The organism is Vibrio sp. D173a, assembly GCF_030248475.1.
Window position 1 is genome coordinate 1 of sequence record NZ_JAHGAH010000015.1, and the last position, 12,879, is coordinate 12,879.

Below are 12,879 nucleotides of genomic sequence, written 5' to 3' on the forward strand. Positions count from 1 at the left end.
ATGGTTTAAACTACAAACCATCCTTGAGGGCTACGAACTCGCAATGTCTCTTGATCACTAGACTTGTGATCAAGAGACAGGCACCCCGCAGGCTTTTTCTTTTTCCGGTGAACACTCAGCATCAAACGCTTCTATCGAAAGCACAAAAAGTTCTAATTTCAGGTAATTAGCACTCTTACTTATTATTTTCTTCAGTCGGCAATTGCCCTCACCTCTAATTAAATCGGTATCCGATGAAGAAATCGCTAATCCTGAGCTTACTCCTTCTCGGTGGTTGTTCTGTAGCTCCGGAAGAAACACCACCATGCGCATGTGATGACTAAGCTCCTCACTACGTAAAACCGCCAAGCGCATCGAACGAAGATAACATCAAACAGTTACTGGCTTACATTGCTCAAAAAGCCAAAGATCGCTAGGGTGAAGATGAGTTCGTTGAAGCAGGCAAACACCGTTACGTGAAGTACCTTGATGGTTACAACACTCAAGCACATATCGATTTCGAAATGGGTAAGATCTATGTTTCGACGATTTCCCAATATCAGCCAACAGAGAAGCTACAAAAAGCCATCGTACAGACGCTACTCATGCCTGCTGATCCAGCACATGCGGAGTTGTTTAGCGATAAAGAAGCGGTATTGCGTGGTAAGCCGTTTTTATTGGGGCAAGTTCTCGATCACGATGGAAAGCCGATTGAGTGGGAGTGGCGTGCCAATCGCTACGCAGACTACCTGCTTGATAATAAACTGCAGAAGAAAGCCATCAAACGCGGCAGTGCTTATTATGTCGAAATCAACATGGTGAAAGATCACCTAGAGCAGCGAGAATACCAGTACGCAGGCTTGGTACGTGATGCAGCTAAACGATATGACTTGTCTGAAGATCTAATCTTCGCCGTGATCAAAACCGAAAGCAGCTTTAACCCTTATGCGGTCTCTCATGCAGGGGCTTACGGCTTAATGCAGGTGATCCCAAAAACCGCCGGTGCTGATGTGTTTAATTTGGTGAAAAACAAACCAGGTATTCCTACCAAAGAATACTTATTCGATCCTGCCAATAACATTGATACTGGTGCAGCGTATTTCTATATATTGAAAAACCGCTATCTAAGAGATGTAAAACATCCTACTTCGAAACACTTTAGTATGATTTCAGCCTATAACGGCGGCACAGGCGGCGTACTTTCTACCTTCGATAGCGACCGAAAACGCGCGATGAATGAGCTTAACAGCCTTAACCCGACTCAGGTTTATGATGCGTTAACCACTCAACACCCAAAAGGGGAAGCAAGACGCTACCTACAGAAAGTGCTGTATTTCCAAAAAGACTTCAGCGAAGGGAATATCTAATTTTATCTAGCCACAAAACGAAAAACGCCGCTTAGTTCCACGGAGGTATAGAACTAAGCGGCCATGTAATTACACGAAAAGACACCTATGGGTCTAAAACGTCAATTGGCTAGTTAATCACTCATGTGCATACGAGCAATAACACCTAAAGAGTAGCGGAGTCCGCACCTTCTAGCACGCTCAAATCCCACTATAGAATTCAACGTTTTTCACATTCCTAATAATTACCTTACTAATTGCGGGTCATTTGCGAAAGCAAGCTCAAATAAAAAGAGCTCATACCGTTGGTTGAGCCCTTCTTTTATCGAATCTGTACTGTGACTATCCGGGATGACCATCCACTCTTGGTTTCATCAGCATCATTCCGAATCGCCATACGAACATACCGAAAGCCAGAATCCACAAGGCTGCACTGACATCAATCCAAAGTAGCATGTGTGAAGGGTCAAAAATCACGCCTAAGCTTCTTGCTAACGCCGCACCAATCACGGCAACAAAAGCGATGCTCATGTTCGGGCCTTTGTAAATCATGCGACCTGTGTGCCCCATCGTCACTCGAGCAATCATCGCTAAGATCAATCCACCCAATGCACCAATAGCAAACAGATGAATTAAGTTGTGGCTCGCAAACGCATTATCCCAACTGCTACGTAGAATCAGACTCAAAGGCAGACACAAATAAGCCGCATGTAACGACCACACCAACGGCTCGCTAAGTGTCAGCCAAGGCTTCCAGCGCAGGAATCGAACCAACTGCGCCACACTGGCGAACAACATAAGTGGCTGACCAATTTCCGCAAACGTCACGGGGAAGAAGCTCAACACAAACAACATAACCAAAGGTAGGTTTGCTAGCCAATCCAACCACAGTAACGGCTGAGCTTTTTCGAAGTTAAAGCGACGGGCTGTGAAAAATGGAATCACTCGTCCACCCATGACGGAAAGCAGCAGAGTGAACCACCAAAGCATCGCTTGCCATACCGCAGACGAGGTAAATGGCGGCATGCCTTTCACCGTTGCGTAACTGGCAAAGTTAGCAAAGATGGCGAGCAAGAATAACGGCACAAAAAACAGATTCCGCCAACCTTTCGCGCGGTAAACACGAATGCCCACTTCGTAGGCCACAAACAGCAAAAACAGCGCTTCAATGCTGCTGGTTAACCAAAGTGGTGCTGGTGTCCAAAGCAGTATTCTCGGTGCAAGCCACAATGTAAATATCGCTAACAAGGTGTAGTGTTTCGTGCCGTTAATGCCCGTCCAGTTTTGCACTGCAGTCAGCACAAAGCCCACCACTATTGCCATTGAAAAACCAAACAACATTTCATGAACGTGCCACCACAACGCCGGAACACTCAACGCACTTGGCAGTCCGGTTTGGAACATCCATACCCATACCGCAATTGCGACAATGGCATAAATAGAACCAAACAGGAAAAACGGTCTAAACCCTAATCGCAGCCATGCAGGGATTTTTTCTTCCACTTTTTTATCGGTGATATTCAGCATTGTGATGCCCTTAAGTACCCATTTGATACCGTTCAAAAACTCAACGTGGTCATATTAACACAAACATGCATAAAAAATACATGTTATGAAATCAAACTATCCTTTCGAGGTAAAACCTGTGCTTCACGCGTTGCTTGGTTGGTAGTGTTTAGGTATAACGGATAACAGTGATTTCGTCGAAGTAAGGGAAGCAATCGAGATGTATATATTTGGCTACGGCAGTTTAATCAATGCCGCCTCGCGCAAGTTAACGGGTCAAACGGGAGAAGCCATCCCTGTCATCGCTCATGGTCTGGTGCGCTATTGGGGCAAAGTTGACGACAGCTATATCTTGTCACCCTTGGTTGTGAATGAAGGCGAAGGGCAAGTCAATGGCGTGCTGCTTGAAGTCGACGATCAAGCTTTAGCAGAATTTGACCGACGCGAGCGTGGCTACCATCGTATTCAAATCCGTCCTGATCAGATTGAAGCAGAGACCACTTTTAACTCAGAGCACAGCATTTGGGTTTATGTGAAAAACGATCCGTTGCCACCATGCTCGCTCAGTCCCATCATGCAAAGCTATGTTGATACGGTTCTCGCGGGATGCTTAGACGTCTCCCACGCCTTTGCTGAGCACTTCGTTCGCCATACCGTTGGTTGGCATCATGCCAAAGAGAACGACCGCCACCAGCCAAAATACGGCAACTTAGCGGGCGTACAAGATCATCATTATGAGTTGATTGATAACCTAATTGCTCAACACTCTTAAGAACAGAATAAAAAACAGCGCTCTATCAGCGCTGTTTTTTTTATTTGAGCAAGCTTAAGGACACTAAACGATTCTCACACCAGCAGGCATTGCGCGTTCAGGCGTTAGCAGAACACTTTCTGATTCGTCATCAGTTTCAGCACACAGCAACATGCACTCAGAGGTTTCGCCACGCATCTTAGCTTTCGCGAGATTACACAAAACCACCACTTGTTTCCCCATCAACTCTTCTTCTGTGTAGTAAGGCACCAAGCTAGTGACGGTTTGCAGTGTTTTCTCACCGATATCGATCTGCACGATGTAAAGCTTATCTGCGTTTTCGTGACGCGCCACTTCGATGATTTTTCCGGTGCGAATTTCTAACTTTGCAAAGTCTGAGTAAGCGATCGTTTCCATTGATTAAAACCCCAAGTAAAATTTTACTAAAATAAACTCTACATTATCAGTTAGTACTTTAAATACAAGGGTGAAGATCGCATTTTGATGAGCAAAGATCGTGCTGATTACAATTGCCCTTTACCAAATCTCACTCAACTTCGGCCAGCCCCACGCCGTGATCTCTACACCTTTGAATATGTCTTGGAAGCTAAGTGTTTGTCGGTGGTGAAGCATCGGACTAACCACACCTTCATAGATCAGCACAGAGCCAAGTTGCTCTAACATAGTGAAGTAATCTTCCGGGGCGCTAAACTGTCGAATTTGGTTGATCTCAGCCACCAGCCAGTCGCTGACGTCAGATCCGATCGTGGCGTGCAAAATGGGATCGCTGAGGAAAAACAGTAAAGCCGAGATTTGTCGGTTGTCATCCAAGTTAAAACTGCTTAACACAATCTCTTCACTAAAGCCCTCTCCAGACGCTTTTTCAATGAATGCTTCAAACGAATAAACGTTCACTTCAACCTTGATGCCATGCTCCATCAAGATTTGCTCAGCGGCTCTCGCACTACGTTGAATACCAAGATGGGAATAACAGGCGATTCGGATTGAACTCGGTAGCGCTACTTCATCGCTTCTCAGGTATTTGACGTTGTGCCAGAAGGGGAAAAAGTTATGTGCGATCTCAGCCCCGAAGGTGGTTTCGTTGCGCTCCAACTGCTGCCAGATGTTCTCGCCACTCAAGGCATCACTCAGCCAACGTCTCTGAGCGTGCGATAAGTTAGGATCATTGTGATTGAAAATCATAAACAAGCACCCTTCTTCCACGCGATCTTTCGATGCTGAGTGTTTGGCATCGATGATGCGCTCATCCACTTCTTCATCTGGAGAGTTGGTGATGACCTTTTTCGAGTACTGCTCTGTTTTAGGTAAATCGTGGGGGTACTTGGAAGCCTTTGTACCCTCCTTCTTGCCACTGTTTAAAGACCAGATGGTGACTTTATCAGTGAGGGAGCGAAATCCATGGAAGCGCTCATTCGCCACCAAGGTAAGTTTGTTGTTCGTGTGCGATTCCAGAGAGAAAATGCCACAGCCGATGCTATCGGAAGATAGGTTATTGAGTTGCTCGACAGGCTGTAAAGAGTATTTCAGATCACTCAATAATGCAGCAAAGCCTTTTTCTGGCCGTGTAAGTTGAACGGAAAATCGATAAGGCGACTCAACAGAAACCGCTTCAAGGTGATCGAGTTCATTTTGATAATATGGAAGCTGCTGCCAATGCTTTAGTAACTTCACCATCAACTCTGCATCCACTTTTCCGCCATGATGAAAGCAAACAGACGGACGAAGATAAAACGTCCATGTTCGCCACTCTTCATCGGCTTGCCAATGATGCGCAATGTTTCCGACTAACTCGCCTTCAGGTGTCATGGAAACCAAGCAAGCGTGAATTTGACGAATTAAGAAACGCTCGCTGTTTCGTTGCGGTGTGATTGGATTGAGCGTAGCAAAAGAGCGGTTATAGGTAAGTTGTACACTGACTTTGCCTTCTGTCACTTGGGCACCGGAAGTTTGCCTTAGCAGTTGCTCAAACACCACTTGGTCGAAGTCAAGAAACTCAAGTGCTCGGTCGTATTTGCTCTCTTTGATCCACTCCAGAGCAATAGAGCGCTTCACCTCTGTACGAGCGATGTTACGAATTAAGGTCGAACGCTGGTTACGCCCCACTCTGGGTATCCAAGCGATCCAGTTGAGCGCATTCATCTGCTTGAGAATAGCTCGGGCATGCCTTGGGCTGGTGAACATCTTGTCTGCAATCTCGGCAAGCGTCACCGCGTATTCCTCTCGCAGCTCAAAACTCTCTACACGTTAGTAGTAGCGAAAAAGATTAATACTCTCCAAAACAGGCACTCCAAAACTTAGATTCTGTTCCTTATATTAGCGTCCAATGCCTTCATTCAAGTAAAAAGGTCTAAAAACTTAGTTATCAGGAACAAGAAAAACAAAATTCACTCTGTTTTTTCATGCCTTATTTTTACCCAAAATACTCTTAGATTCTGACGCAGTCCTATGGTTGAGCGATCGAAACAGTGCCCTTCATTCAATTGGTTAAGGCCCTCTATTTTTAGCTCAGCACTTATAAAGCTTTAGCGATAGCAACCAGTTTTTATGTTTATGCTCCACCCCCCGCAAACCATAATCACGATGCTATCGCTAATCTCCCCGCTTCCCACAGTTTATTCATGACTGCGCCACTCAAGATTTTTATCTAACAAGTTGGAGTATTTTTATGTTTGCTAACTTTTTTGCCAACCTTTCTAAGGTCGGTAAGGCGCTCATGTTGCCTATAGCCTCAATGCCCGCGGCAGGTATCCTTTTGGGTATTGGCTCGGCGCAATTTGGGTTCATTCCACCCGTAGTTTCTGAATTGATGGCAGAAGCGGGGGGCGCGGTCTTCGGTAACCTGCCGCTTATCTTTGCGCTTGGCGTTGCTATCTCATTTACCAACAATGATGGTGTTGGTGCAGTTGCGGCAGGTATTGGTTATTACGTATTAGTCGCGACACTAAAAGTCATGGCTGGCGTGCTAGGTGTGGACCATATCGACACAGGTGTGCTCGGTGGCATCATCTCCGGTGCAGTTGGTGCGTATATGTTTAACCGTTTCTATACCATTAAGATGCCAGCTTACTTGGCCTTCTTCGCGGGTAAACGATTTGTCCCGATCGTCACGTCATTTTCTATGCTGTTTTTGGGCATTGCGATTGCCTTTATCTGGCAACCAATTGGCTCTGGCATTGATTGGTTCGGCACATGGGCAACCGAGCAAAACCCATTGGTCGCATTTTGGGCTTACGGCACCGCAGAGCGTGCTCTGATCCCATTCGGTCTGCACCATGTAATTAACGTAATTATTCAGCTTCAAGCCGGTGAGTTTGTGAACGCTGCTGGCCAAGTATTCCACGGTGAGATCCCTCGCTTCTTCGCTGGCGACCCAAATGCGGGCAACCTAGCGGGTGGTTACTTATTCAAGATGTTTGGTCTTCCTGCGGCGGCAATTGCGATTGGCCGTGCAGCAAAACCAGAGAACCGCACCAAAGTTATGGGCATCATGATCTCAGCTGCACTGACGTCGTTCCTAACTGGTATCACTGAGCCTATCGAGTTTGCGTTCTTGTTCATCTCGCCTGTGCTTTACGTGATTCACGCGATCATTGCGGGTTTGGCTTACCCACTGTGTATCATGCTGGGCGTAAAACATGGCTACAGCTTTAGTGCAGGTCTTATCGACTACGTGACCTTCTTTGGTATTTCGACCAAAGGTTGGATGATTATCCCACTAGGTTTGGCATACGCAGCACTGTACTACGTTGTGTTCACTTGGTTCATTAAAACGTTCGATCTGAAAACACCAGGCCGCGAAGATCAAGACAGCAGCAAAGCCGTCAATGACACCAGTTCAGAGTTTGCCAGTGAGTTGGTTAGCGCGTTTGGCGGCAAACAAAATATCTTAAGCACCGATGCTTGTATCACTCGCTTGCGAATCCAAGTCGCAGAGCAAGACAAAGTCGACGAAGCGAAATTGAAAGCACTTGGTGCAGCGGGTGTGGTGCGAGTCGGTACTGGCGTACAAGCTATCTTTGGCGGCAACAGCGATGTGTACAAAACTCAAATGGTTGACTGGATGAACAACAACTAGCTTTCTGAGCGCCATTTTCTGTGGTCTGTAAAGAGAAACGACAAATCGCGGTCACATCAATGATCGCGATTTTTTGTTTTCATGCGACTAAACAGCGCCCTACCTAAGATAACGTTTATACATCACATATATTCAATAAATTCATAGAGTAAGACCAAATTCATCGCAATATAAAAATGGTGTTGATTGCACTTATTACACAATGGGTGTTTAATACTCCAATTAACGTTTTTAGCCCACGAAAGGTCCCTCATGGCAACAATCAAGGATGTCGCGAAAGAAGCCGGTGTATCGGTCGCGACCGTCTCTCGCGTGATCAATAAATCACCGAAAGCGAGCCAATCTTCTATCGACGCAGTGACGCAAGCAATGAGCAAACTGGGCTACCGTCCAAACGCAGCAGCGCGAGCACTCGTCAGCCAAAGTACCAACACCATGGGCGTGCTTGTGGGTGATGTCTCAGACCCGTTCTTCGGCACACTGGTGAAGTCGGTAGATAACGTGGCGCGTGAAAACGGCAAACACATTCTGATTGGTAATGGCTACCACAACCCAGAAGACGAACGCCAAGCGCTAGAACTTCTGATCAACAGCCGCTGTGAAGCCATTGTGATTCACTCTAAAGGTTTATCAGACGAAGAACTGATTGGTTACGCCAAAGAAGTCAAAGGCATGGTGTTGATCAACCGCCATATCCCTGAGTTGGCAGAGCGTTGTATCTCTCTTGATAACCGCAAGGGCGCGTACTTAGCGACGGAATATCTGATTCGTCATGGTCATACCAAGATCGCTTGTATCGCCTCATCCCATGACATCGAAGATAACGACGAACGTTTACAAGGTTACCAAGCGGCACTGAAAGATCACGATATCGAGCTATCAAAAAGCTATGTCGAATATGGTGAACCAAACAGTGACGGCGGCGAAACAGCCATGACCAATCTGCTGACCAAATCACTCGCAATCACTGGCGTCGTGGCGTACAACGACTACATGGCAGCAGGTGCGCTAGCAGCGTTAGACCAAAACGGCATCGACGTACCAGAAAAAGTGTCCATGGTTGGCTTCGACGATGGCTTAATTGCTCGCTTCGTCAATCCAAGTTTGACCACAATTCGTTACCCAATCGAAATGATGGCAGAGCGTGCCGCGCGTTTGGCATTAGCGTTATCACGTGATGAGCAAGTGGAAGATGACACCATCATCTTTAGCCCAACTTTAGTGCGCCGTAACTCGGTGGATCGCCTTTAAGATATCGCGCTATTCAGTGCCAAGAAAGGTTACAAAGTAAAAGCTCTGCCACCTAAGTGACAGAGCTTTTTCTTTTTGGGGTGTTTCTAGAGAGCGTTATTTTTCCAACTTTCGATGAGCTTTTGACCTACTGTGAGCAAAAAGCCTACGGTAACCCAAAAGCTCGAAAATGCTCAGTTTAACTAGAAAGCAAACTGATAAGTGGTGCAGAAGCGGTACTCTTGTTCAGGCTCAAGAATACAGCTTGGCTGCGCCCACTCAGCATGGTTTGGCGAATCTGGTAAAAACTGCGTCTCTAACGCCAGACCCGCGTAATCGTTATATTCACCGCCACGGCGATTTGGTGCGCCAGCTAACCAGTTGCCCGTGTACAATTGCATCGCAGGCTTGTTTGTTACCACTGAAAGGTGCACTTTTTCATCTGGCGAAACCACCAGCGCAACTGGTTTTAAAACATCACGATGAGCATCAAATAAGTAGCTATGGTCATACCCTTTGGCGGCAATCTGCTGTTCATCTTGTAAGAAGTGTTCTGAAACTGGTTTTTCACTTCTAAAGTCAAATCCAGTGCCTTTCACATCTTGCAATTCACCCAGCGGAATACCGACCTCAGAGGTTGGTAAGTATTGACTTGCAACGATGGTTAAGCGATGCGAACGACAATCTAAGTCCGCTTCTGCCCCCAACAAATTAAAATAGGCATGGTTGGTCAAGTTTATCGGTGTCGCTTTATCTGTCTTAGCGAAGTACTCAATGCTCACTTGGTTATCATCAGTCAACGTATACGTCACTTGCACTTCTAGATTGCCCGGAAAACCTTGGTCGCCATCTTCAGACAATAAAGAGAACGTCACTTGCTGATTTGAGTGAGACTCAATCTTCCAACGACGTTTATCAAAACCTTCTTCACCACCATGCAGACAGTTGCCCGCTTGGTTAGTAGACACTTGAAATACTTCGCCATTCACTTCAAAAAGACCATTGGCGATGCGGTTTGCGTAGCGACCAACAGTGACACCCATGTAACACTGTTGCTGCATGAAACTCCCCATCGTCCCCACTCCGAGAAGCACTTCACGCAACTCCCCATTCGCCAAAGGTAAACGACAACTCAGCCATGTCGCGCCAATATCCATAAAGGTAACGCTCATGCCTGTGTTATTTTTCAGTTCGACCACGTTGGCAGGCGCACCATCAAAGGCGGCCTGCTGTGTCATCGTGATAGTTAATGGCTCAGTCATCTCTCGCTCCTACTGCGTCTTAAAGCACTTTGAACTTAAAGCAATTTTGCACTTAAAGTACTTCGACTAAACCAGCGCCGTTTTTCGCTTGGCACACGTAGATAGATTCTTTTAGACCCGTTGCTGCTTGGTACTTCGCTTCTACCGTTGCTTTCACTTCGTCAACCAATGCTGGCGGTACAATTGCAACGATACAACCACCAAAGCCGCCGCCCGTCATGCGCACGCCGCCTTGCTCGCCGATCACTTCTTTCACCATCTCAACTAACGTATCGATTTCTTTGACTGTGATTTCGAAATCATCACGCATAGAAGCATGAGACTCAGCCATCAGTTCACCCATACGCTTCATGTCGTGTGCACGAAGTGCTTGCGCCGCTTCTACCGTGCGGTCGTTTTCTGTGATTACGTGACGAGCACGTTTTGCGACCATTTCGTCTAGTTCAGAGACTTTCTCGTTAAACTGTTCAATAGTCACATCACGCAGTGCTTTCACACCGAAAATGCGCGCCGCTTCCTCACACTGCTCACGACGTGTATTGTATTCACTGTCTACCAAGCCACGTTTTTTGTTCGAGTTGATGATCACCACGGCCATGTCTTCAGGCATCGATACCGCTTCAGTTTCTAGGCTACGACAGTCCAACAGCATAGCGTGGTTTTCACGACCTTCTGCCGAAATCATTTGGTCCATAATGCCGCAGTTGCAACCAACGAATTCGTTCTCAGCTTGTTGGCCGTTTAGCGCGATTTCCGCTTGGCTAATTTCTAGGTTGAACAGCACTTTGAACGTTTGTCCGATCACGACTTCCAACGCTGCCGACGAGCTTAAACCCGCACCTTGAGGCACGTTACCGCTAACAGAAATATCCGCACCAGAGAATTGGTAACCACGAGCAAGAAGACACTTAACCACACCGCGAATGTAGTTCGCCCACATTTTGTCTTGTTGGAATGTGATTTCTTGCGTGATATCGAACTCATCAACGGCGTTGCCGTAATCCACAGAAACCACGCGCACTAGGTTGTCTTCACGCTTCGCTGCCGCCACAACGGTTTGGTAGTTGATCGCACATGGCAGTACGAAACCGTCGTTGTAATCAGTGTGCTCACCAATCAGGTTTACACGACCAGGCGCTTGAATAATGTGGCTTGGCGCGTAACCCAGCACTTGTTCAAAAGAGGTTTTTACATTTTGGATTAGATCAGACATAGGGACGTTCTCTTAAATTATAAATTTGGTATTGGTGTAACCGGTGTTAAGTGCTGATTTCCAGTTTCGTATTCACTCGGCTAGTCCTCCCCCTTAATAAGGGGGAGTTAGAGGGGGTTAGCCCTCCACTCACAAATAAAAGAGAATTTGACCGAGCTTTAGGTAAAACCAGCGATAACTCCGGTTATTCATTAATTGGTTTATTGCTCTTTGTAGTGCACATCGCTTAGGTCACGCAGACGCTGCGCCGCTTGTTCTGCGGTTAGGTCGCGTTGGCTTTCTGCCAGCATTTCATAACCAACCATAAACTTACGAACCGTTGCACTACGTAGCAGTGGCGGGTAGAACAATGCATGCAGTTGCCAATGGTCGATATCGGTGCCTTCTTCAAAGAACGGCGCGTAATGCCAACCCATTGAGTAAGGGAAAGAGCATTGGAATAGGTTGTCGTAACGGCTGGTTAGCTTTTTGATTGCAACCGCAAGGTCATCACGTTGCTCATCGGTTAGCTCACTCATTCGACGAATGTGCGTTTTAGGAAGTAGCATGGTTTCGAATGGCCACGCCGCCCAGTAAGGAACAACAGCAACCCAGTGTTCGGTCTCAACCACGGTGCGTGAACCATCTTTGAGCTCAGCTTGCACGTAATCCACCAGCAAGTTGCTTCCATGCTCTTGGTAGTACGCTTTTAAGTGGTGTTCTTTACGCTCGATTTCGTTTGGCAAGAAACTGTTTGCCCAGATTTGACCGTGCGGGTGAGGCTGAGAACAACCCATAGTCTCACCTTTGTTCTCGAATGCTTGAACCCAAACGTAGTCTTTACCCAACTCTTCGATTTGATCATTCCACGTGTCAATCACGCCACGGATTTTGTCGACCGGCAGCTCAGGCAAAGTTTTGCTGTGATCAGGCGAGAAACAAATCACTCGGCTCAACCCGCGCACACCTTGCGTTTTGAACAGTGGGTTGTCTGATTCAGGTGCATCTGGAGAATCCACCATCAGTGCTGCGAAGTCATTTTGGAACAAGTACGTGCCTTGGTAGTCTGGGTTTACATCACCAGAAATACGCTCGTTGGTCGGGCAAAGGAAACACTTCTCGTCGTAGCTTGGTAGCTCATCAATCGCAGGTTTCTCGTCAGCGCCACTCCAAGGGCGTTTTGCACGATGCGGTGACACCAAAATCCACTGACCGGTTAGTGGGTTGTAACGACGGTGTGGGTGATCCACTGGGTTAAATTCAACATTCGACATCTTACTTACTCAACTTTTTCGCTTTTGGTGTCAGAACCAAAATTCATCAATCTGCTTGCTAGAGATTCCCTACTCCGCTCAATGGTATGGACTCCCCACTTCAACTGACTGTGTCAGCTAAAGTTACAGGTACAAACCAAAATAGGAGCCCATACCATGAATCAATCTAGCACAATCTCAATTGATTTAGCCAAATCCGTTTTCCAAGTTGCGGTGTTTAATCGCCATGGGAAACGAATGTCT

10 protein-coding genes and 1 pseudogene are annotated in these 12,879 nt (G+C 46.7%); 4 read left to right on the forward strand and 7 right to left on the reverse strand.

Annotated elements, in window-relative coordinates; all coding sequences use genetic code 11:
• Positions 1-69: 69 nt before the first annotated feature.
• Positions 70-312 (reverse strand): hypothetical protein, encoded by a 243-nt coding sequence (locus tag KIV40_RS02375; RefSeq protein WP_285347892.1) that lies wholly within the window; start codon positions 310-312, stop codon positions 70-72.
• On the opposite strand from KIV40_RS02375, the pseudogene mltC reads away from it, so the two are divergent.
• Positions 234-1,346 (forward strand): annotated as a pseudogene (gene mltC, locus KIV40_RS02380) (membrane-bound lytic murein transglycosylase MltC). The gene KIV40_RS02375 and the pseudogene mltC overlap by 79 nt on opposite strands.
• A 321-nt stretch (positions 1,347-1,667) precedes the next feature.
• On the opposite strand, the gene KIV40_RS02385 reads toward mltC, so the two are convergent.
• Positions 1,668-2,852, reverse strand: coding sequence for an NnrS family protein (locus KIV40_RS02385; RefSeq protein WP_041853284.1), 1,185 nt, complete (start codon positions 2,850-2,852; stop codon positions 1,668-1,670).
• Positions 2,853-3,051: 199 nt separating this feature from the next.
• On the opposite strand from KIV40_RS02385, the gene KIV40_RS02390 reads away from it, so the two are divergent.
• Positions 3,052-3,603, forward strand: a complete 552-nt coding sequence (locus KIV40_RS02390; RefSeq protein WP_134976457.1) for a gamma-glutamylcyclotransferase family protein — start codon at positions 3,052-3,054, stop codon at positions 3,601-3,603.
• Positions 3,604-3,666: 63 nt separating this feature from the next.
• On the opposite strand, the gene KIV40_RS02395 is transcribed toward KIV40_RS02390, so the two are convergent.
• Together KIV40_RS02395 and KIV40_RS02400 are read right to left on the reverse strand one after the other, a co-directional pair.
• The gene (locus KIV40_RS02395; protein WP_005436572.1) at positions 3,667-3,999 is read right to left on the reverse strand and encodes a tRNA-binding protein; all 333 of its coding nucleotides are present in this window, start codon (positions 3,997-3,999) and stop codon (positions 3,667-3,669) included.
• A gap of 120 nt (positions 4,000-4,119) precedes the next feature.
• Positions 4,120-5,829: an SgrR family transcriptional regulator gene (locus tag KIV40_RS02400; RefSeq protein ID WP_285347891.1), complete on the reverse strand. Its 1,710-nt coding sequence runs from the start codon at positions 5,827-5,829 to the stop codon at positions 4,120-4,122.
• Between the two features lie 439 nt (positions 5,830-6,268).
• On the opposite strand from KIV40_RS02400, the gene ptsG reads away from it, so the two are divergent.
• Positions 6,269-7,678, forward strand: coding sequence for a PTS glucose transporter subunit IIBC (gene ptsG / locus KIV40_RS02405; protein WP_038879045.1), 1,410 nt, complete (start codon positions 6,269-6,271; stop codon positions 7,676-7,678).
• A gap of 252 nt (positions 7,679-7,930) precedes the next feature.
• A complete protein-coding gene (locus KIV40_RS02410) occupies positions 7,931-8,929 on the forward strand; it encodes a substrate-binding domain-containing protein (protein ID WP_285347890.1) in 999 nt (332 codons plus the stop codon).
• 182 nt (positions 8,930-9,111) lie between these two features.
• Here the strand turns inward: KIV40_RS02410 and galM are convergent, their stop codons facing one another.
• From galM to KIV40_RS02425, 3 genes are all read right to left on the reverse strand, one after another.
• Complete coding sequence (galM, locus tag KIV40_RS02415; RefSeq protein ID WP_012128762.1) at positions 9,112-10,170, reverse strand: galactose-1-epimerase; 1,059 nt, start codon at positions 10,168-10,170, stop codon at positions 9,112-9,114.
• Between the two features lie 52 nt (positions 10,171-10,222).
• Positions 10,223-11,383 (reverse strand): galactokinase, encoded by a 1,161-nt coding sequence (gene galK, locus KIV40_RS02420; protein WP_012128763.1) that lies wholly within the window; start codon positions 11,381-11,383, stop codon positions 10,223-10,225.
• Positions 11,384-11,583: 200 nt separating this feature from the next.
• Positions 11,584-12,636 (reverse strand): UDP-glucose--hexose-1-phosphate uridylyltransferase, encoded by a 1,053-nt coding sequence (locus tag KIV40_RS02425; protein ID WP_012128764.1) that lies wholly within the window; start codon positions 12,634-12,636, stop codon positions 11,584-11,586.
• Positions 12,637-12,879: the final 243 nt, after the last annotated feature.